This is a genomic window from Streptomyces sp. KR80, assembly GCF_052245555.1.
In the GTDB taxonomy this organism is placed as follows: Bacteria; Actinomycetota; Actinomycetes; order Streptomycetales; family Streptomycetaceae; genus Streptomyces.
Map to the genome: position 1 here is coordinate 203,690 of NZ_JBQQCD010000007.1, position 25,880 is coordinate 229,569.

Annotated in this window: 25 protein-coding genes, 1 pseudogene and 1 riboswitch; of the genes and pseudogenes, 14 read left to right on the top strand and 12 right to left on the bottom strand. The window is 69.6% G+C overall.

Going from position 1 to position 25,880, the window contains the following annotated elements:
- The first annotated feature begins 20 nt into the window (after positions 1-20).
- The 4 genes from ACTWQI_RS13460 to ACTWQI_RS13475 all read left to right on the top strand — a co-directional run bounded on the left by ACTWQI_RS13460 (position 21) and on the right by ACTWQI_RS13475 (position 3,887).
- Positions 21-959 (top strand): ABC transporter substrate-binding protein, encoded by a 939-nt coding sequence (locus tag ACTWQI_RS13460; RefSeq protein WP_443270337.1) that lies wholly within the window; start codon positions 21-23, stop codon positions 957-959.
- Positions 960-1,276: 317 nt separating this feature from the next.
- Positions 1,277-2,212 carry a TauD/TfdA dioxygenase family protein gene (locus ACTWQI_RS13465; RefSeq protein ID WP_443270204.1) on the top strand — a complete coding sequence of 312 codons (936 nt, stop codon included), beginning with the start codon at positions 1,277-1,279 and terminating at the stop codon, positions 2,210-2,212.
- Between the two features lie 103 nt (positions 2,213-2,315).
- Positions 2,316-2,681 carry a hypothetical protein gene (locus tag ACTWQI_RS13470; protein ID WP_443270205.1) on the top strand — a complete coding sequence of 122 codons (366 nt, stop codon included), beginning with the start codon at positions 2,316-2,318 and terminating at the stop codon, positions 2,679-2,681.
- A 24-nt stretch (positions 2,682-2,705) separates the two neighbouring features.
- Positions 2,706-3,887 carry a glutathionylspermidine synthase family protein gene (locus ACTWQI_RS13475; RefSeq protein ID WP_443270206.1) on the top strand — a complete coding sequence of 394 codons (1,182 nt, stop codon included), beginning with the start codon at positions 2,706-2,708 and terminating at the stop codon, positions 3,885-3,887.
- Between the two features lie 127 nt (positions 3,888-4,014).
- On the opposite strand, the gene rocD is transcribed toward ACTWQI_RS13475, so the two are convergent.
- A complete protein-coding gene (rocD, locus tag ACTWQI_RS13480; RefSeq protein WP_443270207.1) occupies positions 4,015-5,220 on the bottom strand; it encodes an ornithine--oxo-acid transaminase in 1,206 nt (401 codons plus the stop codon).
- A gap of 114 nt (positions 5,221-5,334) precedes the next feature.
- Positions 5,335-5,426: riboswitch (ZMP/ZTP riboswitch) on the top strand.
- A 38-nt stretch (positions 5,427-5,464) separates the two neighbouring features.
- Between rocD and glyA the strand changes: the two genes are divergently transcribed.
- Complete coding sequence (gene glyA / locus ACTWQI_RS13485; protein WP_443270208.1) at positions 5,465-6,736, top strand: serine hydroxymethyltransferase; 1,272 nt, start codon at positions 5,465-5,467, stop codon at positions 6,734-6,736.
- Here the strand turns inward: glyA and ACTWQI_RS13490 are convergent.
- Together ACTWQI_RS13490 and ACTWQI_RS13495 are read right to left on the bottom strand one after the other, a co-directional pair.
- A complete protein-coding gene (locus tag ACTWQI_RS13490; RefSeq protein WP_443270209.1) occupies positions 6,706-7,305 on the bottom strand; it encodes a hypothetical protein in 600 nt (199 codons plus the stop codon). The two genes, glyA and ACTWQI_RS13490, sit on opposite strands and share 31 nt — an antisense overlap.
- Positions 7,298-7,942: an RNA polymerase sigma factor gene (locus ACTWQI_RS13495; protein WP_443270210.1), complete on the bottom strand. Its 645-nt coding sequence runs from the start codon at positions 7,940-7,942 to the stop codon at positions 7,298-7,300. Before ACTWQI_RS13495 ends, ACTWQI_RS13490 begins: the two co-directional genes overlap by 8 nt.
- Positions 7,943-7,997: 55 nt before the next feature.
- Between ACTWQI_RS13495 and trpS the strand changes: the two genes are divergently transcribed.
- From trpS to ACTWQI_RS13510, 3 genes are all read left to right on the top strand, one after another.
- On the top strand, positions 7,998-9,011 hold the full coding sequence (gene trpS / locus ACTWQI_RS13500; RefSeq protein WP_443270211.1) for a tryptophan--tRNA ligase: 1,014 nt from the start codon (positions 7,998-8,000) through the stop codon (positions 9,009-9,011).
- 359 nt (positions 9,012-9,370) lie between these two features.
- A complete protein-coding gene (locus tag ACTWQI_RS13505) occupies positions 9,371-9,961 on the top strand; it encodes a 2'-5' RNA ligase family protein (RefSeq protein ID WP_443270212.1) in 591 nt (196 codons plus the stop codon).
- A 122-nt stretch (positions 9,962-10,083) separates the two neighbouring features.
- Positions 10,084-11,046, top strand: coding sequence for a YihY/virulence factor BrkB family protein (locus ACTWQI_RS13510; RefSeq protein WP_443270213.1), 963 nt, complete (start codon positions 10,084-10,086; stop codon positions 11,044-11,046).
- Here the strand turns inward: ACTWQI_RS13510 and ACTWQI_RS13515 are convergent.
- Positions 10,949-12,259: a D-alanyl-D-alanine carboxypeptidase family protein gene (locus ACTWQI_RS13515; protein WP_443270214.1), complete on the bottom strand. Its 1,311-nt coding sequence runs from the start codon at positions 12,257-12,259 to the stop codon at positions 10,949-10,951. The genes ACTWQI_RS13510 and ACTWQI_RS13515 overlap by 98 nt on opposite strands.
- 54 nt (positions 12,260-12,313) lie before the next feature.
- Between ACTWQI_RS13515 and ACTWQI_RS13520 the strand changes: the two genes are divergently transcribed.
- Genes ACTWQI_RS13520 through ACTWQI_RS13530 form a run of 3 tightly spaced genes read left to right on the top strand, consistent with a single transcriptional unit; the run spans position 12,314 to position 14,255 of the window.
- Positions 12,314-12,478, top strand: a complete 165-nt coding sequence (locus ACTWQI_RS13520) for a hypothetical protein (protein WP_443270215.1) — start codon at positions 12,314-12,316, stop codon at positions 12,476-12,478.
- Positions 12,479-12,489: 11 nt separating this feature from the next.
- Positions 12,490-12,810 carry an SCO4848 family membrane protein gene (locus tag ACTWQI_RS13525; protein WP_443270216.1) on the top strand — a complete coding sequence of 107 codons (321 nt, stop codon included), beginning with the start codon at positions 12,490-12,492 and terminating at the stop codon, positions 12,808-12,810.
- A gap of 11 nt (positions 12,811-12,821) precedes the next feature.
- The gene (locus ACTWQI_RS13530; RefSeq protein WP_443270217.1) at positions 12,822-14,255 is read left to right on the top strand and encodes a metallophosphoesterase; all 1,434 of its coding nucleotides are present in this window, start codon (positions 12,822-12,824) and stop codon (positions 14,253-14,255) included.
- 78 nt (positions 14,256-14,333) lie between these two features.
- Here ACTWQI_RS13530 and ACTWQI_RS13535 read toward each other — a convergent pair.
- Positions 14,334-14,750: pseudogene (locus ACTWQI_RS13535) on the bottom strand (DUF6415 family natural product biosynthesis protein); the annotation flags it as partial.
- Positions 14,669-15,196, bottom strand: a complete 528-nt coding sequence (locus ACTWQI_RS13540; protein WP_443270218.1) for an HD domain-containing protein — start codon at positions 15,194-15,196, stop codon at positions 14,669-14,671. The pseudogene ACTWQI_RS13535 and the gene ACTWQI_RS13540, both read right to left, overlap by 82 nt.
- A 307-nt stretch (positions 15,197-15,503) precedes the next feature.
- Here ACTWQI_RS13540 and ACTWQI_RS13545 point away from each other — a divergent pair, with 307 nt between their 5' ends.
- Both ACTWQI_RS13545 and ACTWQI_RS13550 read left to right on the top strand, forming a co-directional pair.
- Positions 15,504-16,562, top strand: a complete 1,059-nt coding sequence (locus ACTWQI_RS13545) for a saccharopine dehydrogenase (protein ID WP_443270219.1) — start codon at positions 15,504-15,506, stop codon at positions 16,560-16,562.
- Positions 16,555-17,700, top strand: coding sequence for a saccharopine dehydrogenase C-terminal domain-containing protein (locus ACTWQI_RS13550; protein ID WP_443270220.1), 1,146 nt, complete (start codon positions 16,555-16,557; stop codon positions 17,698-17,700). The genes ACTWQI_RS13545 and ACTWQI_RS13550 overlap by 8 nt, the downstream gene beginning before the upstream one ends.
- A 171-nt stretch (positions 17,701-17,871) precedes the next feature.
- Here the strand turns inward: ACTWQI_RS13550 and ACTWQI_RS13555 are convergent, their stop codons facing one another.
- From ACTWQI_RS13555 to ACTWQI_RS13575, 5 genes are all read right to left on the bottom strand, one after another.
- Positions 17,872-18,663 (bottom strand): succinate dehydrogenase iron-sulfur subunit, encoded by a 792-nt coding sequence (locus ACTWQI_RS13555; protein WP_443270221.1) that lies wholly within the window; start codon positions 18,661-18,663, stop codon positions 17,872-17,874.
- A complete protein-coding gene (gene sdhA, locus ACTWQI_RS13560; RefSeq protein WP_443270222.1) occupies positions 18,663-20,417 on the bottom strand; it encodes a succinate dehydrogenase flavoprotein subunit in 1,755 nt (584 codons plus the stop codon). Before sdhA ends, ACTWQI_RS13555 begins: the two co-directional genes overlap by 1 nt.
- Positions 20,418-20,438: 21 nt before the next feature.
- Complete coding sequence (locus ACTWQI_RS13565; RefSeq protein WP_443270223.1) at positions 20,439-20,918, bottom strand: succinate dehydrogenase hydrophobic membrane anchor subunit; 480 nt, start codon at positions 20,916-20,918, stop codon at positions 20,439-20,441.
- A 5-nt stretch (positions 20,919-20,923) separates the two neighbouring features.
- On the bottom strand, positions 20,924-21,304 hold the full coding sequence (gene sdhC, locus ACTWQI_RS13570; protein ID WP_443270224.1) for a succinate dehydrogenase, cytochrome b556 subunit: 381 nt from the start codon (positions 21,302-21,304) through the stop codon (positions 20,924-20,926).
- Between the two features lie 156 nt (positions 21,305-21,460).
- Positions 21,461-22,114, bottom strand: coding sequence for a 2-oxo-4-hydroxy-4-carboxy-5-ureidoimidazoline decarboxylase (locus ACTWQI_RS13575; protein ID WP_443270225.1), 654 nt, complete (start codon positions 22,112-22,114; stop codon positions 21,461-21,463).
- 246 nt (positions 22,115-22,360) lie between these two features.
- On the opposite strand from ACTWQI_RS13575, the gene ACTWQI_RS13580 reads away from it, so the two are divergent.
- A complete protein-coding gene (locus tag ACTWQI_RS13580) occupies positions 22,361-23,986 on the top strand; it encodes a beta-N-acetylhexosaminidase (protein ID WP_443270226.1) in 1,626 nt (541 codons plus the stop codon).
- A gap of 99 nt (positions 23,987-24,085) precedes the next feature.
- Here the strand turns inward: ACTWQI_RS13580 and ACTWQI_RS13585 are convergent, their stop codons facing one another.
- On the bottom strand, positions 24,086-24,733 hold the full coding sequence (locus ACTWQI_RS13585) for a hypothetical protein (RefSeq protein WP_443270227.1): 648 nt from the start codon (positions 24,731-24,733) through the stop codon (positions 24,086-24,088).
- Between the last annotated feature and the right edge of the window lie 1,147 nt (positions 24,734-25,880).

The window sequence follows — 25,880 nt, forward strand, 5'->3', positions numbered from 1 at the left end:
ACAGAAACCAGCGGATACGTATGTCCCTCGTGGCCGGTGCCGGCGTGCTCGGCATGGTCGCCCTCAGCGCCTGCGGCGCCGCCAAGACCGATGCGGGCGCCGACGGCGCCAAAGAGGTCACCTTCGCCGTCCCGTCCTGGGTCGGCGCACAGGCCAACGTCGCGGTGGCGGCCAAGCTCCTCGAGGACGAGCTGGACGTGACCGTCAACCAGAAGCAGATGGACGAACCGGTCGCCTTCGACGCCCTGAACAGCGGCAAGGCCGACGCCATCATGGAGGACTGGGCAGGCGTTCCGGACAAGGAGAAGCTCTACGTCGAGCAGAAGAAGACCGTCGTCAAGGGCGGCGACCTCGGCGTCGAGGGGCACATCGGCTGGTACGTCCCGAAGTACTACGCGGACAAGCACCCCGAGGTTCTCGACTACAAGAACCTCAACAAGCTCAAGGACGACTTCAAGACGTCCGAGTCCGGTGACAAGGGCCAGTTCCTGGGCGCCGCCCCGTCGTACACCTCGTACGACAAGGAGCTCATCGCCAACCACAAGCTGGACTTCAAGGTCCTGCCGAGCGGCGCCGAGGCGGCCCAGCTCAAGGAGATCCAGCGGCTCTACCAGGCCAAGAAGCCGTTCCTCACCTACTGGTGGCAGCCGCAGTGGATGAACGCGCAGATCAAGATGGTCGAGGTCAAGCTGCCGGAGTACACCGAGGGCTGCAACGAGCCCAAGGAGCAGACCAAGTGCGGCTACGAGACCCTCATGCTGCAGAAGTACCTCAACGCGGACTTCGCCAAGGACGGCGGTGCCGCCGCGGAGTTGGTGAAGAACTTCGAGTGGACGACCGAGGACCAGAACGAGGTCGCCAAGATGATCGCCGGTGACGACATGAGTCCGGAAGACGCCGCGGCCAAGTGGATCGCGGAGAACAAGTCCACCTGGGAGAAGTGGCTTCCCAAGTCCTGACGGCCCGCTGAGGACGGTCCGAGTCGGCCCGACCTGAGAAATACGGGACGGCCCCGGGAACGCATGGCGTTCCCGGGGCCGTCCCGTCTTTTGACAGCCGTTTGACAGGAGCGGGCTGCGGACTTCACCGTGGACACATGATCAGGCACTTGTTCGGCACGGTGGGACCTCTGCGCGTCCCGGACCGGAACGGGTGTGAGCGGTCGGGTCTGTAGCTCCTCGGGAGCCGGCTGCCTGATGTGGCAGCCAGGACACGCTACGCCCCCGAACCGCCGAGACCGCCGACCGGTCTCTCCTGATGCTGGAAGGACTCACCCATGACCGTCGTTGAATCCGGGCTGCCCACGCTGCGCGAAGCACGCGTTCCCGAGGGTGGGATGTACGAGGGCCGGCGGATGCTCCGCCGCGTGCCCGAGGGGTGGCAGGAGCGCCCCTACCGACGCTTCGAGATCGTGCCGCTGGGCCGCACGATCGGAGCCGAGGTGCGAGGCACCGACCTCTCACGCCCGCTCGGCCCCGCGCTGCGGGAGGAGTTGAACCGCGCCCTGCTGGAGTGGAAGGTGCTCTTCTTCCGCGGCCAGCACCTCACCTCCGCGCAGCAGCGCGACGTCGCCCGGCACTGGGGAGAGCTGGAGACCAATCCCCTCCTCGCCAGGGGCTCCAGCCAGGACGTCGTCCGCTTCGACAAGAGCGGCATCGCCGCGCCCACCTTCGAGAACGTCTGGCACGCCGACGTCACCTTCCGGGAGCGGCCCGCCCTCGGTGCCGTGCTCCAGCTGCGCGAGGTGCCGCCGATCGGCGGGGACACCCTGTGGGCGGACATGGCCGCCGCGTACGACAACCTCCCGCAGGAGGTGAAGGACCGCATCGACGGCGCCACCGCTGTGCACGACTTCATCCCCGGCTTCGCCCGCTTCTACGGCCCCGAACGGCTCGCCCCCCTCCAGGACGACTTCCCGCCCGTGGAGCACCCGGTGGTGCGCACCCACCCGGAGACCGGGCGCAGGACGCTCTTCGTCAATGCCTCCTTCACCACCCGTATCACCGGCATGCAGCGCGAGGAGAGCGACCGGCTGCTGCGCTACCTCTGGCAGCAGGCGCACGTTCCGGAGTACCAGGTCCGCTTCCGCTGGCAGCCGGGCGATGTCGCGTTCTGGGACAACCGGGCCACCCAGCACTACGCGGTGGACGACTACGTTCCGCACCGCCGCGTCGCCGAGCGCGTCGCCATCGCGGGCGACCGGCCGTTCTGAGGCCGGAAGCAGCGGGCCACGGCCCCCGGCGCACAGTGTCCCGCCGCATGCCCGTAGGCTGATCACTGCTCAGGGCATGCACACAACAGGGGGCGGCACTTCCATGGCAGCGGCACGGCGACGGTTGCGGTCGAGCACGGTGATTCTCGGTGGGATGGGCACGCTCGCCGCGGTGCTCACCTCCTGCGGATCCGAGCCCGACAAGCGCTGCGTGGACCGCGACAGTTACGACTACCTCAAGGGCTACCGGATCGTCGACGCCAAGGCGTGCTCCGGCTCCTCCTCGTCGTCCTCGACCGGCGGGCGGGGCTCCAAGAAGGGCCGCTCCGGCCAGCGGGCCGGCGACGCTCAGTGGTACTACGACCCTGAGGCGGAGGGGCGCTGGGCGGACTACGGGACCTTCAGCAAGAGCCAGGCCGTGGAGCGCGGCGGCTTCGGCTGCTCGGGCTCCGGTTCTGGCGGCGGCTGAGCCCCTCGGCGTAACCAGCACACGATGAAGCGTCACACCATCGAACCGCGGCCCAACTGGCAGCGGATCGTCGAGGAGCAGGGGCTCATCTACCCGCTCACCCGCTACCCGGACGGCTCGCTGCGCCCGTACTGGGACGAGAGCGCGTACTACGAGTTCTCGCTGGCCGAAGTCGAGGCGCTCGAAGAGGTCGTCGAGGAGCTCCACCGGATGTGCCTGGCCGCGGCGGCCCATATCGTCGACGAGGAGCGCTTCGCCGACCTCGGCATCACCGATCCGCGGCTGGCCGGACTGGTGGCCGAGTCATGGCGCCGCCGGGCCGAACAGCCCTCCATCTACGGCCGGTTCGATCTGCGCTACGACGGCACGGGGCCGGCGAAGCTGCTGGAGTACAACGCCGACACGCCCACCTCGCTCGTGGAGGCGGCCAGCCCGCAGTGGTTCTGGATGGAGGACCGCTTCCCCGGCGCCGATCAGTGGAACTCGCTGCACGAGCGGCTGGTCGACGCGTGGAAGCGACAGGCGCCGCTGCTGCCGCCGGGACCGGTGCACTTCGCGCACTCGGAGGCGGACGAGCTCGGCGAGGACCTGATGACCGTCGCGTATCTGCGCGAAACCGCCGAACAGGCCGGGATCGAGGCGCGGTCCATGTCGATGGAGGCCATCGGCTGGGACCGGATCTCGGGGCGCTTCGTCGACGAGCGGTACGCCTTCATCCGCAGCTGCTTCAAGCTCTATCCGTGGGAGTGGCTGACCACGGACGCGTTCGCCCCGCACGTCCTGGACACCCTCGACAACGGCGGCGGCACCGGCACCACCTGCTGGATCGAGCCCGCCTGGAAGATGCTGCTGTCCAACAAGGTGTTGCTGGCGGTGCTGTGGGAGCTCTACCCGGGGCATCCGAATCTGCTCCCTGCCTATCTGGACGGCCCGCGCGAGCTGGCGGCGACCATGGGGTACGTCGCGAAGCCGCTGTTGGGCAGGGAGGGCGCGGGAGTCACCATCCACGAGCCCGGCTCACCGGCCGCCGTGCGGGAGGAAGCCTGCTGCTACCAGGAGCTGGCGCCGCTGCCCGCATTCGACGGCAATCGCGTGGTGCTGGGGGCGTGGGTCGTGGAGGACGAGGCGGCGGGACTCGGCATCCGCGAATCGGCCGGCCTGGTCACCGACGAGTACGCGCGGTTCCTCCCGCACGTCATTCTCTGAACCACCTCGCCGAGCCCCCACCGCCATGTCCCTTGAGGCGGAGGGCGGTTCGGTTGCGTTGTCCGTACGGCGACGACGGCGGCGCGTTACGCCGTCACCGTCACCGCCGTACGGCACTGGACACGGCCTAGCCGCGGAGGACCGCCCGGAGCCGGTCCAGGCCCCAGTCCAGGTCCTCTTTGCTGATGACCAGCGGCGGGGCGAGCCGGATCGTGCTGCCATGGGTGTCCTTGACCAGCACACCCTCGTCCATCAACTTCTCCGAGATCTGGCGTCCCGTGCCATGGCGGGGGGAGATGTCCACGCCCGCCCACAGCCCCCGGCCGCGCACCGCGTCCACCGCGCCGCCGCCCACCAGCAGGCCCAGCTCGGCGTGGAGGTGCTCGCCCAACTCGGTGGCCCGCTGCTGGAACTCGCCGGTGCGCAGCATCGCGATCACCTCCAGGGCGACGGCACAGGCGAGTGGGTTGCCGCCGAAGGTGGAGCCGTGCTCGCCGGGGCGGTAGACGCCGAGCACCTCGCGGGACGACACCACGGCGGAGACCGGGACGACGCCTCCGCCGAGGGCCTTGCCCAGCAGGTACATGTCCGGGACGACGTCCTCGTGCTCACAGGCGAAGGTCCGGCCGGTGCGGCCGAGACCGGACTGGATCTCGTCCGCGATGAACAGCACGTTCCGCGCGCGCGTCAGCTCCCGGACCGCCGGCAGATAGCCGGCCGGCGGCACCAGCACCCCGGCTTCGCCCTGGATCGGCTCCAGCAGCACCGCCACGGTGTTCTCGGTGAGGGCCCGCTCGAGCGCGGTCAGGTCGCCGTAGGGCACGATCTCGAAGCCCGGGGTGAAGGGGCCGTAGTCGGCGCGGGCCTCGGGGTCGGTCGAGAAGCTGACGATGGTGGTCGTCCGGCCGTGGAAGTTGTTCCGGGCGACGACGATCTTCGCCTGGCCGTCCGGGACGCCCTTCACCCGGTAGCCCCACTTACGAGCGGTCTTGATCGCCGTCTCGACGGCCTCGGCGCCGGTGTTCATCGGCAGCACCATCTCCATGCCGCACAGCTCGGCCAGCTGCGTACAGAAGTCGGCGAACCGGTCGTGGTGGAAGGCCCGGGAGGTGAGGGTCACCCGCTCCAGCTGGGCCTTGGCGGCGTCGATCAGCCGCCGGTTGCGATGGCCGAAGTTCAGGGCGGAGTACCCGGCGAGCATGTCGAGGAAGCGCCGCCCCTCGATGTCGGTCATCCAGGCGCCTTCCGCCGACGCGACGACGACCGGCAGCGGGTGGTAGTTGTGTGCACTGTGCGCCTCGGCGGCGGCGATGCTGCGTTCCGTAGTCGTCACGGGGCTGCTCCGTTCGGTCTCGCGGCGGGTCCGGGATCATTTCTATCGTCGCTCGGGTGGATTGCGAAGAAACCTTTCGGGACCGCTCCCGGACCTCCCGGGCAATAGACTGTGCGAGCACATTGCGACTGGCGAGCGTGGAATCGACCACGAGGGAGCAGTGTGTGGACACCCCGCACGAGGTGCCGTACGCCTGGGCACCCCGGGATCGTGAACCGACCCACGGATCGACCCGGAGGACGCCATGACCGTGTCTCTCACCCACCGTGCCCTTTCCGCCGCCGACCCCGAGCTCGCCGCGATGGTCGCCGCCGAGGAGCAGTTGCAGTCCGACACACTGCGGATGATCCCCAGCGAGAACTACGTCTCGCAGGCCGTGCTCGAAGCCACCGGGACCGTCCTCACGAACAAGTACAGCGAGGGCTACCCCGGCAAGCGCTACTACGAGGGCCAGCAGAACATCGACCCCATCGAGCGGCTGGCGGTCGAGCGGGCGAAGTCGCTGTTCGGCGCCGAGCACGCCAACGTCCAGCCGTACTCGGGCTCTCCGGCCAACCTCGCCGTCTATCTGGCCTTCGCCGAGCCGGGCGACACCGTGATGGGGATGGCGCTGCCCATGGGCGGCCACCTCACCCACGGCTGGGGCGTCTCCGCCACCGGCAAGTGGTTCCGCGGCGTCCAGTACGGCGTTCGGGCCGAGACGGGTCTCACCGACTTCGACGAGGTGCGCGACCTCGCCCTCAAGGAGCAGCCGAAGATCATTTTCTGTGGCGGCACCGCCGTGCCCCGGACCATCGACTTCGCTGCGTTCGCCGAGATCGCCCGGGAGGTGGACGCCGTACTCGTCGCCGACATCGCCCATATCGCTGGCTTGATCGCGGGTGGTGCCCACCCGTCCCCGTTCCCGCACGCGGACGTCGTCTCCACGACCACCCACAAGACCCTGCGGGGCCCGCGCGGGGCGATGCTGCTCTCCCGTGAGCCGAGGGCCAAGGCACTCGACAAGGCCGTCTTCCCCGGCCTCCAGGGCGGCCCGCACAACCACACCACAGCCGCCATCGCCGTCGCGCTCCACGAGGCCGCACAGCCCGTCTTCCGCGACTATGCGCACGCCGTGGTGGCCAACGCGAAGGCACTCGCCGCCGAGCTGCTGGAGCGCGGTTACGACCTCGTCACCGGCGGCACGGACAACCACCTGATCCTGATGGACCTCACCCCCAAGGAAGTGCCGGGCAAGATCGCGGCGAAGGCCCTGGACCGGGCGGGCATCGTGACGAACTACAACACCGTGCCCTTCGACCCCCGCAAACCGTTCGACCCGTCCGGCCTCCGCATCGGCACCCCCTCCCTGACCTCGCGCGGCCTCGGCACCGAGCACATGCCGCTCGTCGCCGACTGGATCGACCGGGGTGTGACCGCCGCCCGCGCGGGCGACGAGGACGCCCTCACCACGATCCGCGCCGAGGTCCGCGACCTGATGGCCGCCTATCCGGCCCCGGGCCTCCCCACCGCCTGACGCCCCAGTCGCTGCTGAAGCACTGGCAGCACTGGCTGGCCGCGGTCCGCACCGGCTCTGTACGACGGCGCCCTGACGCGCCGATGAACTGCGTCTCGAGCCGGTGCGGTTCCGCGAGCCGAAGCCGGAGCCGGGGCCCGCCCGGCCCGGCATGGCGGATCGGCACCTGTCGTCGGCGTCACCGACGGGTCGTACCGCACCTTCACACCGCCCAAGGCGAACCAGTCCGTCACCGCCGCCCGCACCGGAGGCGTCAGCGCCAACACGACCAGCAGGCCGCACACCGCCGCCATCAGAGACCGCCACCGCGCCCGTGCCCACGCCCGCAGCCGCGCACCACGGCCCGGCGGATCCGCCTTCGGCACCGGCTCGCCCACCAGCCCGGCGAGCACCTGCTCCACCATGGTCTCGGCATCCACCGGAGGTATCCGCAGATCCCTCCCCAGCGCCCGCAGCTCGTCCGGCAGCGGGCCTGCCCCGACTGTGCGGCCCCTGCCGGCGTCCCCCACGCCCCGGTCGCCCGGGCGCCGGTCACCCAGGCCCCGGTCGCCTCTGTCCCGGTCACCCACGCCTGTCACCTCCCTTCCATTCTCGGGTCGCCACCCTTCCGTCTGCCTCGAGTGCCTCCCGTCCCTCCGGGCCGAGCAGGCGCTTCAGCCGCCGCAGGGCTCTGCTCAGCCTGGACTTCACCGTGCCGCGCGCCCAGCCGAGCGTCTCCGCCGTCTCCGCCTCGTCCAGATCCAGCAGATAGCGGCAGATGACCACCTGGCGGTGCTCCTCGCTCAGTTCGTCCAGTGCCGCCAGCAGCTGCGACCGCCGCTCGCCCGCGACCGCCGCGGCTGCTGGATCGGCCGACTCCGGTATCAGCGGCTCGGCTTCCGCCAGCGCCGCCTCCCGCCCCACTGCCGCCCGGAGCCTGCTCGCCGACCGCACTGTGTTCCTCGTCTCATTGGCGACGATCCGCAGCAGCCACGGCCGGAAGGCAGCCCCCTCCCGGAAGCGCCCCAGCGACTGGTACGCCTTCAGAAAGGCGATCTGCACAACGTCCTCGGCATCCGCACCGGCTCCGAGCAGGACCGCAGTGCGGTGCGCGATCTCCGCATGCGCCCGCACCAGATCGGCGTACGCCTCCCGATCCCCGGCCCGTACACGCGCGATCACCGCGGCTTCGTCGACAGCGATCCGCGCCCCCTCCCGTGTCCTCACACTGTTCCTACACCGGAGGCCGGATCTCGGTTCCACACCTGAGAGAATGGGCGGCATGGCCTTCGACAGTCCTCGTGTGCTCTCCGGCATCCAGCCCACCGCAGGCTCGTTCCACCTCGGGAACTACCTGGGTGCGGTCCGGCAGTGGGTGGCGCTGCAGGAAACCCACGACGCGTTCTACATGGTGGTGGACCTGCACGCGATCACCGTTCCGCAGGACCCGGCCGAGCTGCGCGCGAACACCCGGCTCGCCGCCGCCCAGCTCCTCGGCGCCGGACTCGACCCCGACCGCTGCACGCTGTTCGTGCAGAGCCACGTCCCCGAGCACGCACAGCTCGGCTGGGTGATGAACTGCCTCACCGGCTTCGGCGAGGCCTCCCGCATGACCCAGTTCAAGGACAAGGCGGCCAAGCAGGGCACCGAGGGGACGACCGTCGGCCTGTTCACATACCCGGTCCTGCAGATCGCCGACATCCTGCTCTACCAGGCCAACGCCGTGCCCGTCGGCGAGGACCAGCGCCAGCACATCGAGCTGACGCGCGACCTGGCCGAGCGATTCAACGCCAGGTTCGGCAAGACCTTCACCGTCCCGGAGCCGTACATCGTCAAGGAGACGGCCAAGATCTTCGATCTCCAGGACCCGTCGATCAAGATGAGCAAGTCGGCCTCCGCGCCGAAGGGCATCATCAACCTCCTCGACGACCCCAAGGCCTCGGCCAAGAAGATCAAGAGCGCCGTGACCGACACCGGCACGGAGATCCGCTTCGACGAGGTCGAGAAGCCCGGCGTGAGCAACCTCCTCACGATCTACTCCACGCTCACCGGCACCGGCGTCGCGGAACTGGAGCGGACGTACGAAGGCAAGGGCTACGGTGCGCTCAAGACCGATCTCGCAGAGGTCCTGGTCGAGTGGGTGACCCCGTTCCGGGCCCGCACCCAGGAGTATCTGGACGACCCCGAGACCCTGGACTCCATCCTGGCCAAGGGCGCTGAGAAGGCCCGTGCGGTCGCCGCCGAGACACTGGCCCAGGCCTACGACAGAGTGGGCTTCCTGCCGGCCAAGCACTGAGACGAGGCGCCCCGCCGCCGCGGAGCGAGCGGAGTGAGACGCAGGCGACAGCGACGCGGGCGCCAGAACGCGGATACTGAGACGAGCGCACCGAGACCGGGCACCGCAGTACAGATGAGGACGAAGGCCCGGGGGCGGACCAGCACCACCAGCGCGACCGGCACCACCAGACCAGCAGCACGACCGGAACGACGAGCACGACCTGCACGACCTGCACGACGACGCGGACAGACCGAGGGCCCCGGGACCGGGGTCCCTCGCCTGCCCGCCGAGGACCGAGGGCCCGCTCGCGACGGGGGCGGCGTACCCGCCACACTGGCTTGACCGTCAGGCAAAGGCACCAAGCGAAGGAGAACGACGTGGGGACCGTAACGCTCGGCGTTTCGATCGCGGTCCCGGAGCCGTACGGCAGCATGCTCCAGGAGCGGCGCGCGGGCTTCGGCGACCCCGCCGCGTACGGCATCCCCACCCACGTCACCCTCCTCCCGCCGACCGAGGTCGACGCCAGCATCCTCCCCACCTTCCGCCATCACCTGACGCGGGTCGCCGCCGCCGGCCGCCCCTTCCGGATGCGGCTCGCGGGCACCGGCACCTTCCGCCCCCTCTCGCCGGTGGTCTTCGTCAAGCTCGCGGAAGGCATCCGCGAGTGCACGGAACTGCAGGAGCGGGTCCGCTCCGGCCCGGTGCAGCGCGAGCTGCAGTTCCCGTACCACCCTCATGTGACGGTCGCGCACGGCATCGCGGAGGACGCGATGGACCGGGCGTACGAGGAGCTGTCCGACTACGCCGCGTGCTGGAGCGCCGCCGGCTTCGCGCTCTACGAGCAGGGCGATGACGGCCACTGGCGGAAGATGCACGACTACCCTTTCGGCAGGGGTCTGCCCGCGCCCGGCGTACCCGCCCAGTCGGCTCCGGTGGACTCGCCCGCCGCACCCTCACTGCGCCCCTGATCACGCCCGCCGGTCACCCCGGGTGATCGAGGTCCCTCGAACGGGTGCGGCGATCACTGTCGCACAGCGTGTCGGGCCCCATCTGAGCCGCCAGATCACCGTCGCCGGGTAGGCGTCGCTGCATGAAGTGGCTGACCAGACTGCCGGTGATCGGTCCCGTCGTCGTACGGCTGATGCGTACGCACGCCTGGCGGGCCTACGAGCGGCTGGACGCCGTGCACTGGACGCGCCTCGCCGCTGCGATCACCTTCCTCAGCTTCGTCGCGCTCTTCCCCCTCATCACCGTCGGCGCCGCCATCGGCGCCGCGCTCCTCAGCGACCGCCAGCGGACCAAGATCCAGGACGAGCTCGTCGAGCAGGTCCCCGGCATCTCCGACCAGCTCGACATCGACCGGCTCGTCGCCAACGCCGGGACCGTCGGAATCATCGGTGGAGTGCTGCTGCTCTTCACCGGCGTCAGCTGGGTCGGCTCCCTGCGCGAGTGTCTGCGCGCCGTCTGGGAGAAGGAGGAGAGCCCCGGCAATCCATTGCTGCTCAAGGCCAAGGACGCAGCCGTGCTGGTCGGACTCGGCGTGACCGGCCTGGTGGCCTTCGGCGGCTCGGTCTTCGCCGTGAGCGGCGTCGGCCGGCTCGCCGAGGCGCTGGGGCTCGCCGAGGGCGGTGCCAGCACGGTGCTGCTGTTCCTCGTAGGCGTGGCGATCGCCCTGCTCGCCGACTTCCTGCTGCTCGTCTATGTGCTCACCCGGCTGCCACAGGTTCACCCGGACCGGCGCGCGGTCGTCGTCGCCGGGCTGATCGGCGCCATCGGTTTCGAGCTGCTGAAGATCCTGCTGAGCAGCTATCTGCAGGGCGTCGCCGCACGGAGCATGTACGGGGCCTTCGGTGTCCCGATCGCCCTGATGCTCTGGATCAATTTCATGGCCAAGCTGCTGCTGTACTGCGCGGCCTGGACGGCGACGCAGCGCAGCAGCGAGGCGGAGGCGGACGTCAGTCCCGGGAACGGCGGCGCACCAGCTCCGGAAGCGGCCACCGGCGGTGCACCAGCAGCGCACCCACGGCCAGCGCCACGATCACCCCGCCCGTGACCCCGACGGCCGTCCAGACCCCGCCCGAACGCCTCTGCTCGGCCGCGACCGACGCCTTCGACGAACCCTGGCGGCCCTTGCCCTGGGCACCCGCCGAATTCTTGCTCTGGGCGCTCTTGGGCGGTACGAGCTTCCCGACCGGTTCCACCTTCCCCGAGGCCTTGAAGCCCCAGTCGAAGAGCGTGGCGGTCTCCTTGTAGACCTTGTTGTGTTCCTTGTCCGACGGGTTCATGACGGTGACCAGCAGGACGCGGTCCCCGCGCTGCGCCACTCCGGTGAACGTCCAACCTGCGTGCGAGGTGTAGCCGTTCTTGACGCCGGCGACGCCCTCGTACGGGTTGAGGCCGTAGTCCCCGGTGAGCAGCCGGTTGGTGTTCTGGATCGCGAAGGTCTCGCGCTTCTTCTTCCCGCCCTTCTTGCCCTTCTTGCCCTTCTTATCCTCGCCCGGGAACTGCGCGGTGGCGGTCGAGCAGTACTCGCGGAAGTCCGCGTTCTGCAGCCCGGAGCGGGCGAAGAGCGTCAGGTCGTACGCGCTGCTGACCTGGCCTTTGGCGTCGTAACCGTCCGGGGAGACGACATGGGTGTCTTGAGCGTTGAGCTCCCGGGCGCGGTTCTGCATGTCCCGTACGGTCTTTTCCTTGCCGCCGTTCATCTCGGACAGGACATGGACCGCGTCGTTGCCGGACCGAAGGAACACGCCCAGCCAGAGGTCGTGCACCGAGTAGGTCTGCTTCTCCTTGATGCCGACCAGGCTGCTGCCCGCTCCTATGCCGGCCAGCTCGGACGGCTCGACCGTGTGCTTGTGCTCCCGGGGCAGGCTCGGCAGAACCGTGTCCGCGAAGAGCATCTTGAGGGTGCTGGCCGGAGGAAGCCGCCAGTGCGCGTTGTGCGAGGCCAGCACGTCGCCCGACTCGGCGTCCGCGACGAGCCACGCACGGCCCGTGAGCTGCTTCGGCAGCTGCGGCGCGCCCGGTCCCGGCCGCACCTGGGTGCCGGGCCGGCCGAGCAGCTCGCCGCCCACCGTCGACATCTGCGCGGGCGGCTTGGGCTGTTTCTCCTCGCTGTCGGCCTTGCCCGTGGCGAACGCCGGCGCCGCCGGGGCGGCGACGGCCAACGCGGGCAGCAACGCGGCGGAGGCGAGGGCCAACGCGTAGCTGCGGCGCGGGAGGAGAGACGGACGGCGGGCATGGGGGGAGGAGAGGAATCCAGGCACGGAGGTGAACGTACAGGGCGTGGGACGGCGGCGGACCACCGAGGTGGGGAACTGGTGTACTGCGGCCCTCGGGCCGTCGTTCCGGCCGGGATCCCGGCGGCCGTCCGGGCCGTCGTGCCCAACCTGCCCCGCAAGCCGATCCCCGACATCGCTCGGGACATTACCCCCGGCATCACCGAGGACCTCACCCCGGCCGTCACTGCCCGTGGCCCGCGGTGATACTGGAACACATGAAGCTGTCCCGCCCCGTGTCATGGTTCCTCCTCGCCTTCGGGGTGTGGAGCTGGTTCATCTGGATCACTTTCGTCAAGAACCTCTGGAACGACGCGAGTGGACTCGCGTTCGACGACGTGGGTGACCCGACGGCGTACTTCTGGGTGCATCTGGCGCTCGCCGTGACGTCCTTTCTGCTGGGGACGGTGATCGGCGCGATCGGGTTGCGGGGACTTCGGTCGCTGCGCCGCGAGTCTGCCGAGCCCGTCGCTCCGGCCCGCTCCGAGGAAGCCAACGACACCCCGGGTGCGCCGGACGCGGCGCGCTCGGACGGTTGAGGGAGCGGGGGATGGGCGTCTTGATCTTCGTCCTCGTCCTGGTGGCCGTGCTCTCGGTGTTCACCGCCATTCACTGGTATCTGTGGCGGCGTCTGGTACGGGACACGACCACCGTGGGTGGGTGGGGCCGACGCGCCGGGACGGCCGCGGCCGTCGTCCTGCCGCTGACCACGTTCGCCGCGCTGGTCAGTGGCCGTGCCGACGCGCCCTTCGCCGTGCAACAGGCCTTGTCCTGGCCCGGTTACCTATGGCTCGCGCTGCTCCTCTACCTGACCCTGGCCCTCCTGGCGGGGGAGGCGATCCGCCCCTTGCTGACCCGGTGGCTCCCCGCCAGGCCGGCTGCCGGACCCGCGCCCGTAACCGCCGCGGAACCGACCCCCGACGGGACGTCCGCTGCCGTGGAGCCCTTGTCGGCCATCGGCTCAGAACGCGACGTTCCTCACGGGGCCACTGCCATCGGTGCGCCCGAGCGCCGACCACTCGCCGTGGCGCCCGCCCCGGCTCACGCCGGGAGCGAGTACGCCACTTCCGACGGCCCGGCGAACACCGAGTCCGCGACCCCGGCGGAGTCCCGCGCTCGCTACGGCAGCGCGGATGACGACGGTGCGACGCCCATCAGCCGCAGGCTGTTCGTCGCGCGAACCGTGGCCGTGACCGCCTCCGCCGTGGCGGCGGGCACCGTCGGGTACGGCACGTACGACGTGCTGGACGGCCCCATTCTCAAGCGGGTGCGGGTGCCCCTCCCGAAGCTCCCGCGCGCCGCACACGGCTTCCGTGTCGCCGTCGTCAGCGACATCCACCTCGGGCCCGTCCTCGGCCGCGCGCACACCCATCGGATCGTGGACGCGATCAACGCCACGCAGCCCGACCTCGTCGCCATTGTCGGCGACCTCGTCGACGGCAGCGTCGCCGACCTCGGACCCGCCGCCGAGCCACTGGCCCGACTCCGCTCCCGGCACGGCTCGTACTTCGTCACCGGCAACCACGAATACTTCTCAGGCGCGGCCGAGTGGGTCGACCACGTACGCGAACTCGGCATGCACCCCCTGGAGAACGCGCGCGTGGAGCTGCCGGGCTTCGACCTCGCCGGCGTCAACGACATCTCCGCCGAACAACTCGACCCCGCGCTCGGCCCGGACTTCGAGCGGGCTCTCGGCGATCGCGACCCCGCACGCGCCTCCGTGCTGCTCGCCCACCAGCCGGTCGTGATCCACGACGCCGTCAAGTACGGCGTGGACCTACAGCTCTCCGGCCATACGCACGGCGGCCAGCTCTGGCCCGGCAACTACCTCGCCGCGCTCGCCAATCCGACCGTCGCCGGTCTGGAGCGCTACGGCGACACTCAGCTGTACGTCACGCGCGGCGCCGGCGCCTGGGGCCCGCCCGTCCGCGTCGGCGCGGAGTCCGACATCACGGTGGTCACCCTGGCCTCCCCCGACGCCTGAGCGGTCGTACGCACCCCCTGGCGCGCGTCCGTCGGCACCGGCGACCGGCAGGGCCGTCAGCCGCTCGTAGTGGCGCAGAAGTGCGCGGCACGAGCGGGCGAGCTGCTGCGCGTGTCTCACCGCGGAAACCAGGCCCGGGCCCGCGTTCGCCTGCAGCTTCCGGCGGGCCTCGCCCACACCGGCGTACGCCCTGCGGCGCACCGAGTCGTCCCTCGGCAGGGGCACGGGCGCGGTCCGCGATCTCCGCGATGAGAGGTCGCAGCGGCGGCGGTCAGGACTGCATCGAGGTCGCCGCACACCCGAGCAGTGGACGGCGTTCGTCGCCTTCGCAGCCGCCCACCCCTCCGTCTGACGCACGTCGGTCCCACCGGATCGCGAACACCGCGACCCGGTGGGACCAGGGTCCCGTGGGCTCAGGAAGAAGAACCGTCCAGCAGCAACGGGTTGATCCGGCCCACCACCGCCTCCAGATGCGGCCGGTCCACCACGGGCCACAACACCGCCCGCGCGTCTCGGTACTTGACCATCAGCCGGGCCCGCTGCTCCTCCGGCAGCGCGGCCATCCGGTCGGGCCGCGAGTTGTGGGCGTTGTCGGCGATCTTGACGAGGGCGGCGTCCTCGTTCTCCGCGATAGCGCGGATCATGTCCGCGTACGCAACGCCCGGCTTCTTCGTCACGGCGTCGACCAGCGCCACCACGTCCGCCCGTACCCCGGCCGCCAGCAGCCCGTCGAGGGTCCAGTCCGTGTCCTCGACGATGTCGTGCAGCAGCCCGGCCTGGGCCAGGCGCTCGCTGACCGCCGCGAGTCCATGGGCCACGGCCCGTACGTGCTCCACGTACGGCACGCCGATCAGATCCATCTGACCTGCGTGCGCCTCGGCCGCGAGCGCGTCAATCTCGGCGAGACTCAGCGCACCGCGATCCCCGTAGTCGAACCGCATACCCGCGAGCCTAGCCCTGGCACCCCCGAGGAGACGACGCGCTGTCGACGAGCAGGGGCATGCCAGTCTGCACAGAGCCAGGCGGCACAGTGCCATGAGACTTCCGGAAGCCTGCCGCCCGAAGTTCCTGGCCATCGCCTGCAGCCGACCCGATCATCAACAGCGCGTGCGATTCGTCGTCACGTCGCTTTTCCGGTTCGACGATCGGAGCCCGCACCTGCCCGCCACAAGCAGACCACGAGCAGACCACGAGCAGACCACGAGCAGACCACGAGCAGGCTGACGACAGCAGGAGGCGTACCCAAATATGCTGACCCGTGCAGGAATCTGGTTGCGCCGTGAGGCCGCACCAAGCGAACAGCGGACCCCGCTCGTACCCGGCGACGCAGCCAAGCTCATCGCGGAGGGCGTACCGGTCACCGTCGAGGAGTCCGCGAACCGCTCCTTCCCGATCGACGAGTACGCGGCGGCGGGGTGCCATGTGGTGCCCGCTGACACCTGGCCCGATGCGCCACCCACCGAGGTCATCCTTGGCCTGAAGGAACCGTCGTTGGCATCGACGCCGCTCGCCCACCGCCACGTCTTCTTCGGCCATGCGTACAAGGGCCAGGACGGCGGACCGGCACTTCTGCGACGCTTCGCCGAGGGCGGTGGCACCCTGCTCGACCTGGAGTACCTGACGGACGAAGCCGGCCGCCGGGTCGTCGCCTTCGGTTTCTGGGCCGGCTACGTGGGTGCCGCGCTCGCGGTACTGCATTTCAGAGGCCAACTAGCCGCTCCGCTCGGCTCGTTGACTCGACCCGATCTCGACCGCAGGCTGAGTTGCACCAGAGAGGGCGAGAAAGCCCTGGTCGTAGGGGCACTTGGCAGATCCGGGCGTGGGGCGTGCGAGGCACTGGCCACTGCAGGCGTGCCGACCACCCAGTGGGACGTCGACGAGACCCGGCAGCTTGATCGGGCAGCTCTGCTGGACCACGACATTCTCGTCAATACCGTCTTCGCCTCCGAACCGGGCACGCCGTTTCTCGTGGCAGATGATCTCAAGCGTGGTAGCCGCAGGCTCTCGGTGGTCTCCGATGTCACGTGCGACGTGGCATCGGCCTGCAACCGCCTCCCGATCTATGACCGGGTGACCGATTGGACTGTTCCGGTCCGCCGTCTCGTCGCCGCGCCACCCCTGGATCTGATCGCCATCGACAACCTTCCCTCCCTGCTGCCCAAGGAGTCGAGCACGGCGTTCTCTGCGGGTCTGTTGCCCTATCTGGCGGTACTGCCTCGCGGGGGTGCCGTCTGGACCCGCTGCGAGGAGCACTTCCACCACGCCCGCGCACTGCTGACAGGCGATCAAGTGAGGAATCATGGCTGAGTTGATCACTCCGACCGGGCGTGTGCACTGGATCGGGACCGGGATGTCCACCGGCAGCGGCTTGGGGCTGGTGTGCGAGGGTGCATCGACAGTCCTGTGGGGCCGCACCGTCGAGAAGGCCGAGACCTGTCTCGCGCGCCTGGGCCTCCAGGGCAAAGCCGCGACGCGTGCGTACGATGCCGAGTCGCTTGCCGCCGAGCTGGCCGCCGGAGACATCGTGGTATCCATGGTGCCGGTAACCGAGCACCCCACGCTGGTGGAGATCGCCCTGGAGCAGGGCGCGCACTTCGTCTGTTCGAGCTACGTGAGCCCGGGGATTTCCCTGCACGCCGGCACCGCTGTGAGGCGCGGATCGGTCCTGCTCACCGAGATCGGGCTCGACCCCGGCATCGATCACCTCCTCGCCCACGCATTGGTACGGAAGGCCAAGGAAGTAACCGGGGACCTGTCTGCGACAGTGCGGTTCACCTCGTACTGCGGCGCCAACCCTGCAGTGCCGAACGACTTTCGATACAGGTTCAGCTGGGCGCCACGAGGCGTGCTGACGGCATTGCTGACGCCCGCCCGGCTGATCGAGGACAGTGTCGAACGAGTCGTCGACCGCCCCTGGGAGGCCGTCGCGCCCCGGGTCGTCGGCAGCGAGACCTTCGAGGTCTACCCGAATCGCGACAGCGTCTCCTTCATCGAGACGTACGCGTTCCCTGCCGCGTGGACGGTGGATACGTTCGTTCGCGGAACGATGCGCCTCGACGGTTGGAGTGCGGCGTGGAAGCCGATCTTCGACGAGCTTCCGGTTGCCACCCATGAGCGGATCACAGAACTCGCCGAGGAACTGGCCGCCCGCTATCCCACGACGCCGGCGGATCACGACCGAGTCGTGATGTCCGTGAAGCTGGACGTGGAGATGGACACCGGGCAAGCCTGGTCCGGTGAATACGTGCTCGACGCGGTCGGCGACGCTACGGAGGGCGCGACGCCCCGCCTGGTCTCCGTGCCACTGGCGTGCGCGATCCTCGATATTGCCGACGGACGGATGGGTCCCGGCCTCCACCAGGCCTCCGACACTTCGGAAACGGCACAGCGGTGGCTGAATTTCCTGCGCGTCCATGGGATCAGCGCCACGTACCGCGGAGCCTGAGCAATGTGAACACCGCTGGTCACGCCTAACCCGCGGCCGGAACGTTCGTGCCGTAAGGCCCGAAGCCGGTTCCGGCGCCCTGATCGACCCAGAAACCCGCGAGGGCCCCGCTGCTGTACGGATACGGTCAGCGGGGCCCTCGGCGCGCGTGGAACGGCCGGTCCGGCGAGGTCAGAAGCGGCGCGTGATGAGCGCCCGCTTGACCTCCTGGATCGCCTTGGTGACCTCGATGCCGCGCGGGCACGCGTCGGTGCAGTTGAAGGTCGTGCGGCAGCGCCACACGCCGTCCTTGTCGTTGAGGATCTCCAGCCGCTGCTCACCGGCCTCGTCGCGCGAGTCGAAGATGAAACGGTGTGCGTTGACGATCGCCGCCGGGCCGAAGTATTGGCCGTCGTTCCAGAACACCGGGCACGAGGTGGTGCACGCGGCGCACAGGATGCACTTGGTGGTGTCGTCGAAGCGCTCGCGGTCCTCGGCGGACTGCCGGCGCTCGCGCGTCGGCTCGTTCCCCGTGGTGACGAGGAAGGGCATCACGTCGCGGTAGGCCTGGAAGAACGGCTCCATGTCGACGACCAGGTCCTTCAGGACGGTCAGGCCCTTGATGGCCTCGATCGTGATCGGCTTCGACCCCTTGCCGTCCTTGATTTCAGTGATGTCCTTGATCAGCGTCTTGCACGCCAGCCGGTTACGGCCGTTGATCCGCATCGCGTCGGAGCCGCAGATGCCGTGCGCGCAGGAGCGCCGGAAGGTCAGCGAGCCGTCCAGCTCCCACTTGATCTTGTGGAGCCCGTCGAGCACCCGCTCCTTCGGGTCGATCTCGATCTGGAAGTCCTCCCAGACCGCCTCGGCCGCGATCTCCGGGTCGAACCGGCGGATCCGGAAGGTGACGGTGACGTACGGCGAGGGCGCGGCGGCCGCTGCGGGCTGGGCGTCCTCGGTCTTCTCCAGAGTCGGAGTGCTCATCAGTACTTACGCTCCATCGGCTGGTAGCGGGTCTGCACGACCGGCTTGTAGTCGAGGCGGATGGACTCGGTGCCGTCGTCGCCCACCTCCCGGTACGCCATGGTGTGGCGCATGAAGTTGACGTCGTCGCGGTTCGGGTAGTCCTCGCGGTAGTGGCCGCCGCGCGACTCCTTGCGGGCCAGGGCGGACACGGCCATGACCTCGGCCAGGTCGAGCAGGTTGCCCAGTTCCACGGCCTCCAGCAGGTCGGTGTTGAACCGCTTGCCCTTGTCCTGGATCGCCACGTTCTTGTAGCGCTCGCGGAGCTCGCCGATCTTCTCGACGGCCGTCTTGATGGTCTGCTCGGTGCGGAACACCATCACGTTGGCGTCCATGGTCTCCTGCAGCTCCTTGCGGATCTGGCCGACCCGCTCCTCGCCGGTGGAGCCGCGCAGGTTCTCGACCTGGTCGACGACCCACTGACCCGGGTTCTCCGGCAGCTCGACGTACTCGTTCTTCGCCGCGTACTCGGCGGCGACGATGCCGGACCGGCGGCCGAAGACGTTGATGTCGAGCAGCGAGTTCGTGCCCAGGCGGTTGGCGCCGTGCACCGAGACGCAGGCCACCTCACCGGCCGCGTACAGGCCCGGGACGACGGTCGTGTTGTCGGCCAGCACCTCACCCTCGACGTTGGTCGGGATGCCGCCCATGGCGTAGTGCGCGGTCGGCTGGATCGGGATCGGGTCCGTGTAGGGCTCGATGCCGAGGTAGGTGCGGGCGAACTCGGTGATGTCGGGCAGCTTGGCGTCCAGCTGCTCCGGCGGCAGGTGCGTCAGGTCGAGGAAGACGTGGTCGCCCTCAGGCCCGCAGCCGCGTCCCTCGCGGATCTCGGTGTAGATCGCGCGGGAGACGACGTCACGCGAGGCGAGGTCCTTCATGACGGGCGCGTACTTCTCCATGAAGCGCTCGCCGTCCTTGTTGCGGAGGATGCCGCCCTCGCCACGCGCGCCCTCGGTGAGCAGGATGCCCATGCGCCAGATGCCGGTCGGGTGGAACTGGAAGAACTCCATGTCCTCCAGCGGCAGCCCGCGCCGCCACACCGCCGCCTGGCCGTCGCCCGTCAGGGTGTGGGCATTCGACGTCACCTTGAAGAACTTGCCGGTGCCACCGGAGGCGTAGATCACGGCCTTCGCCTGGAAGACGTGGATCTCGCCGGTGGCCAGCTCGTACGCGACGACGCCGGCGGACTTCTTGACCCCGTCGACCTCGGTGATCAGCTGGTCGAGGACGTAGAACTCGTTGAAGAACTCCACGCCCTCCTTGACGCAGTTCTGGTACAGCGTCTGGAGGATCATGTGGCCGGTGCGGTCCGCGGCGTAGCAGGACCGGCGGACCGGCGCCTCGCCGTGGTTGCGGGAGTGGCCGCCGAAGCGGCGCTGGTCGATGGTGCCGTTCGGGGTGCGGTTGAACGGCAGGCCCATCTTCTCGAGGTCCAGGACCGCGTCGATGGCCTCCTTCGCCAGGATCTCGGCGGCGTCCTGGTCGACCAGGTAGTCGCCGCCCTTGATCGTGTCGAAGGTGTGCCACTCCCAGTTGTCTTCCTCGACGTTCGCGAGCGCGGCGGCCATGCCGCCCTGCGCGGCGCCGGTGTGGGAGCGGGTCGGGTAGAGCTTCGTCAGCACGGCGGTACGGCTGCGCTTCGTCGCCTCGATGGCCGCGCGCATGCCGGCGCCGCCGGCGCCGACGATGACGGTGTCGTACTTGTGAATCTGCATGTCTTGCGTCAGCCCCGGGCTCTAGCGGATGTTCGGGTCGAAGGTGAAGATCACCAGCGTGCCGAGAAGGACGGTGAACACCGTGGCGGTGTACAGCAGCATCTTCAGCCAGAGGCGGGTGTTGTCCCGCTCGGCGTAGTCGTTGATGATCGTCCGCAGGCCGTTGCCGCCGTGCAGCATCGCGAGCCACAGCATGATCAGGTCCCAGGCCTGCCAGAAGGGCGAGGCCCAGCGGCCGGCCACGAAGGCGAACCCGATCTTGCTGACCCCGCCGTCCAGCACGAGCTGGATCAGCAGGTGCCCGATGACCAGGACGACCAGGAGGATGCCGGACAGCCGCATGAACAGCCAGCCGTACAGCTCGAAGTTGGTCCGGGTCGCCTTCGGCGTCCTACGGGTACGGGCGCGCGGCGACTCGATGACCGGAGCCGGATTGTCCGGGCCGTAGCCGGTGTCGGTGAGCTCGACGGAGCCCGTGGGAGAAGTCTCAGCGGTGGCCATGTGTGTCAGCTCCCGAACAGCTCGCGCGCGGCGTGGTTGAGGATGGGGTACACGGCCCCGGCCATCAGCACGACCCAGATGCCCATGACGGTCCAGAGCAGCTGCTTCTGGTACCGGGCGCCCTTGGACCAGAAGTCCACGGCGACCACGCGGAGGCCGTTGAGCGCGTGAAAGAGGATGGCGGCGACGAGGCCGTATTCCATCAGGGCGACGAGGGGTGTCTTGTACAGCGCGATGGTGTCGTCGTACGCCTCGGGGGAGACGCGGACGAGAGCGGTGTCGAGGACGTGAACGAACAGGAAGAAGAAGATGAGGACGCCGGTGACTCGATGAGCCACCCAGGACCACATGCCTTCCCGGCCGCGATACAGCGTTCCAGCCGGCACGGAAAACCCTCCGGGAGCGGGGATCGGGGTCGGCCGCCAGGCGTCTACTCAGGAAGTACTTGCACTGTCGGTCTGGCCCGGCCGGGTACGGTCCACCGGCCCTGGCCATCGTAGCGACGGGTTGTCGGTTCACCCGCCCGGGGTGCCAAGGTGTGATCAAAGAGGCACGTACGGGCTATCAGGTGGTTCGAAAGAGCGCGATTCCGGATGGTCCGTTACGAGGCGGACAAGTCGCCCGCGGGCGGTCCGGCGCAGCTCGTCGGCCGTGACCGATCGTTCCTGCTCCACTTCATGGCCGAGCCGTGCACGGATGCCGACGAGGACGTGATTGAGCAACTCGTGGGGGTGCAGCTCGTCCAGGCAGATCACGAACGCGTGCCCGAAGCGGCTCTCGTACGCGGCATGGGCGGCGCGCAGTGCGGTCTGGACTGCGGTCTGCGCCGCGGATCCGGCCGGCTTGTCGAGCAACTGCCCGTGCGGTCCGCGCTGCCTCAGGTCGGAGGAGGCTTCGCGGACCAGCGCTTCGGCGAGGTCCGCGGGCGTCAGGTCGTAGCTCGCCTCGTCGGCGGCGGCGAGGAGGGCGTCGACATCGGGGTACGGGCGGTGGGCGGCGAGCCGGAGCGCCCAGCGGCGGCTGCCGCAGCAGGCGAGCAGGGCGGCCTCGACGGCAGGCGGCGAGGCGGCGTTGAAGCGGTCCAGGCCGGAGGGAGGGATGCCACCGCGGCTCTGTGCGGGCAGGCCGCCGGCGCCCCCGGGAACCTGAGTGGCGAACCCCCGCGGCGGGACGGCCGGAGTGTCGCTGGTCGGCATGGGCTCCTCTGAGTTTCCCCTGCATTTCCGTGCTTAACGGGCCAGGAGAGGGAGAGGTAGGGCAGGAGGTACGAGTGAGATGCAACCGTAACCAGGTATGCCTGCCGCTGTTCGACGGATTCGTGAATTTCACCCGTACGGGAGTGCGTTCGCGCGCGTGATGGACAGCATCACGTAAGCGGGGGCTTACCTTCGTCCTTGAATGGGAGGTTTGCGGTGGTGCGGTGTGCGACAGAGGCGGCAGGGTTGGCAGGGACGACGGTGCGGGCAGGGCAGCGGGCGAGGCAGGGGCCGGGGCGGTGGGCCTCCTGGGTCGCCGCGGCCGCGGTCCTGACCGCAGCCCTGGGCGCGTGCTCGAACGGCGACGACGGGCATCCGCGTGACGACGACCGCTCGCCGGTGAGCAGGGCACCCGGGGGTCGCACCCCCACCACGCATCCACGGTCCTCCCCGCCTCGGACCATCCCCGCCGTCCGTGCGTACGACCCGGGTACCGGGCCCGGCTGGAAGCCCGGCCCGGACAGCCGCGTCGTGGCCCCGGACGGGCCGCTCGCGGACGAGGCCCGGATGCTCGCCGACGAGCTGGGCGCCGAGTACGCGAAGCCACCTGCGCGCCAGGGCGACGTCGAGCTGGTCCTCGGTCCCGGGCAGCGCGGCGGCCCCGAGGCGTACCGGCTCACTACGCGCGACGGCCGGGTCCGGATCACCGGCGCGGCCGACGCGGGGGTCTTCTACGGCACCCGCACGGTCCTCCAGACCCTGCGGTCCGGCGGCCGAGTCCCCGAGGGCGTCATTGACGACCGGCCCGACCGCCCCCAGCGCGGCCTCCAGCTCGACATCGCCCGCAAGCACTTCACGGCCGACTGGATCGAGGCCCGGCTGCGTGAGATGGCCGGCCTCAAGCTCAACCAGCTGGGCCTGCACTTCTCCGACGACCAGGGGTTCCGGCTGGAAAGCTCCTCGCACCCGGAGATCGTCTCCCGGCAGCACCTCACCAAGGCCGAGCTGCGGCGGATCCTGGACCTCGCAGAGCGGCTCCACATCACCGTCATCCCCGAGATCGACTCGCCGGGCCACCTCGGCGCCGTGCTCCGCGCCCACCCCGAACTCCAACTGACCAGCGCCTCCGGCACACCCGCGCGCGGCGCGGTGAACATCGCCGATCCGCGGGCGGCGCGGATCGTGGACGACCTGCTGCGCGAGTACGCCGGTGTCTTCCCCGGCCCGTACCTGCACGTCGGCGCCGACGAGTACCGGGCGCTGATGGCGAAGAACCCCGAGGCGTCCTATCCCCGGCTCGCCTCGGCGGCGCGGGCGAAGTTCGGGCCGAAGGCGCGCGTGCAGGACCTGGCGACCGGCTGGCTGAACGACCGGGCGGCCGTGGTGCGCGCGGCGGGCAAGCGGGCCAAGGCCTGGAACGACGGCTTCTTCGCCGGTGGCGTCGTCGCCCCGGACAAGCGCATCGAGGTCGAGTACTGGACGGGCAAGGAGATCGGGGCGCGCAAGCCGGCGGAGTATCTGCGCGAGGGCCGTACCGTCGTCAACCTCAACGACGAGTACCTCTACTACGTGCTCGGTCAGCCCAATCAGTTCGTCTACCCGACGGGGGAGCGTATCTACAAGCAGTGGAACCCGGCGGTCCTGCGCGGCACCCAGGCCGTGACGTCCTCGCCCACCGGGCCGCGCCAGGTGCCGGGCGGGCGGTTCGCCGTCTGGTCCGACATCGCGCACGCGCAGACCCAGGACCAGGTCGCCCGGGGCATCCGTCTGCCGCTGCGCGCGGTCTCCCAGAAGCTGTGGGATCCGCGGAGACCGGCTCTGGGCTGGCCGGAGTTCAAGAGGCTGGCGGACCGGCTCGACCGGCGCCGGTAGCGCGCCGGTTCCCCCGGGGGGCTGCCCCTGGGCATTCGCCCCCCGGCGGCGTGGAGGCGCCCGGCCGGGCAACGCCGTTGCCTGCGACCTTGTGCATCGTCAGGGCGCGAGGACGTCGCCACTCTGTGCGGCCCCGGGTGTGGCTGATGGCAGCGATTCGGCGCTGCACGTAGCGCGCCCGAACTTGCCCATTGCGGTGGAGCGTTGGACATGCCGCCCCTTGATGGTCAGGGTGCACTGCGCGGTCCCGCCCTTCGCGCCCAGGACGACGCTCACGTGAGGCTGCGTGCCGTCCTGAGGCAAGGGGACCTTCTTGGTCCAGGGCAGTTCGACCGCGGTGACCTCCCCGCCTTTCCCGTCGAGGCCACCTCCGGTCGCGTAGGTGATGTCCGCTGTGCCCGAACCGGAGACCGTGTAGACCACCGCGTACGTCGGGACCTTGGGCTTGTCGGAGTCCTCGGGGCCGGAGAAGGCGACCCAGGCGGCACCCGCCGCTGCGAGCGCGGCCAACGGGGCTCCGACACGGACGAGTAGCACATGCGAGCGCGTACGGGGCGGCACGTCCGGCTCCGGCGCCTCCCCCAGGGATTCGTCCGGGGTTTCCTCCGATGGCACGTCGCCGGCGACGGGGCCCTGCTTGCTCTCGGCCTCGTCCTGCACCTCGGTACACGACTCCCCCGGCGCCGGTGGCTCCGTCCGCCGTGTCTCGTCGGAGTCCTGCTGCGCGGGTCTGTGGTTGTCGGGCATGGGACGTTGCTCCTGTCGGAGGGGTGGTTCAGGGGACGAGGCCGCTGCCGATGGGCGAGCTGGTGGGACGACGAGTCAGGCGAAAGTGCCACCTTTGAAGTTCCCGTCGGTGTGGGCCGGCACGAATGCGGAATGTGGAGAGAGCACGGGAACCGGCGTGATACCGATGGCCGAAGCGATTACTGCCGCCATGGAATTCGCCGCGATTCCCGTACGCATTGCCTCGAACCTCCCTTGGAGAGTCTGCTCGGCGTCCGAGAATGTGCACCCCCGAGGCTGAGCCCGAGGGTTATACCGCACGTGCGATTGCCATGTCACCCCCTTGGTGATGTCGCCACATGTCCGTTAAGTGAAGGTGGTTGACACCGGGTCAGAGCGCTGGCTAGAAACCTCGCCACCGCGTCGGTCGGCACATTTGGTGCGCGGTGACGTCTCTCTTGGCGGACCCCCTGGCCAGGGGCTTCGCCTGGAGACGCGTCGCTGTGCGTTCTCTTGGCATGCCGAATTGACGCCGGTCCGATCAAGGCCGTTCGGAATCCTCCGTGCGGTGTATTCGGCATGCCTTTTGCGCGCGCGTGAGCAGCGGGCGCGGGAAAGGCCGCCGGGAGAGAGGGCGATGTGAGAGCTCGGTACAGACGCCTGGTGGCCTGCCTGGTGATATCGGCGGTGGGGACGAGCCTGCTGCCGCAGGTGGCGTACGCGGCCCCGGCCTCCGGGAACGACGGCGATGGCAAGGGCATCGTTGACACCGTCAAGGACTGGTTGTCCGACGACGACGAAGCGCCGAAGCCGCCGGGCGACCCCAAGCTCGGCATCGCCGACCGGGAGAAGCTCCCGAAGGGTAAGAAGGAGCGCAAGGCCAAGCGGGTCAAGGAGCTGAAGGCCAAGCGCACGGAAACTGCTCGGTTCTGGCAGCTCTCCGACGGCCGGGTCCAGGCCGAGCTCTCGGCTGTTCCCACCTCGTACCGGTCCGGGAAGTCCTGGAAATCGATCGACACGACAGTGCGCAGGGCGAAGGCCAAGGGCTTCGACTTCGCCAACACCTCCAATTCGGGCCGTAGTTACTTCGGATCGGAGGCGAAGCGGCTGATGCGCTTCGCGACCGAGGGCGGCCGGTCGGTGACCATCGGTCTCGAGGGCGCGGCGG

Coding starts and splice junctions, on each gene's coding strand:
- ACTWQI_RS13460 (WP_443270337.1), top strand. CDS start 21: ATGTCCCTCGTGGCCGGTGCCGGCGTGCTCGGCATGGTCGCCCTCAGC.
- ACTWQI_RS13465 (WP_443270204.1), top strand. CDS start 1,277: ATGACCGTCGTTGAATCCGGGCTGCCCACGCTGCGCGAAGCACGCGTT.
- ACTWQI_RS13470 (WP_443270205.1), top strand. CDS start 2,316: ATGGCAGCGGCACGGCGACGGTTGCGGTCGAGCACGGTGATTCTCGGT.
- ACTWQI_RS13475 (WP_443270206.1), top strand. CDS start 2,706: ATGAAGCGTCACACCATCGAACCGCGGCCCAACTGGCAGCGGATCGTC.
- glyA (WP_443270208.1), top strand. CDS start 5,465: ATGACCGTGTCTCTCACCCACCGTGCCCTTTCCGCCGCCGACCCCGAG.
- trpS (WP_443270211.1), top strand. CDS start 7,998: ATGGCCTTCGACAGTCCTCGTGTGCTCTCCGGCATCCAGCCCACCGCA.
- ACTWQI_RS13510 (WP_443270213.1), top strand. CDS start 10,084: ATGAAGTGGCTGACCAGACTGCCGGTGATCGGTCCCGTCGTCGTACGG.
- ACTWQI_RS13525 (WP_443270216.1), top strand. CDS start 12,490: ATGAAGCTGTCCCGCCCCGTGTCATGGTTCCTCCTCGCCTTCGGGGTG.
- ACTWQI_RS13530 (WP_443270217.1), top strand. CDS start 12,822: ATGGGCGTCTTGATCTTCGTCCTCGTCCTGGTGGCCGTGCTCTCGGTG.
- ACTWQI_RS13540 (WP_443270218.1), bottom strand. CDS start 15,196: ATGCGGTTCGACTACGGGGATCGCGGTGCGCTGAGTCTCGCCGAGATT.
- ACTWQI_RS13545 (WP_443270219.1), top strand. CDS start 15,504: ATGCTGACCCGTGCAGGAATCTGGTTGCGCCGTGAGGCCGCACCAAGC.
- ACTWQI_RS13550 (WP_443270220.1), top strand. CDS start 16,555: ATGGCTGAGTTGATCACTCCGACCGGGCGTGTGCACTGGATCGGGACC.
- ACTWQI_RS13555 (WP_443270221.1), bottom strand. CDS start 18,663: ATGAGCACTCCGACTCTGGAGAAGACCGAGGACGCCCAGCCCGCAGCG.
- sdhA (WP_443270222.1), bottom strand. CDS start 20,417: ATGCAGATTCACAAGTACGACACCGTCATCGTCGGCGCCGGCGGCGCC.
- ACTWQI_RS13565 (WP_443270223.1), bottom strand. CDS start 20,918: ATGGCCACCGCTGAGACTTCTCCCACGGGCTCCGTCGAGCTCACCGAC.
- ACTWQI_RS13575 (WP_443270225.1), bottom strand. CDS start 22,114: ATGCCGACCAGCGACACTCCGGCCGTCCCGCCGCGGGGGTTCGCCACT.
- ACTWQI_RS13585 (WP_443270227.1), bottom strand. CDS start 24,733: ATGCCCGACAACCACAGACCCGCGCAGCAGGACTCCGACGAGACACGG.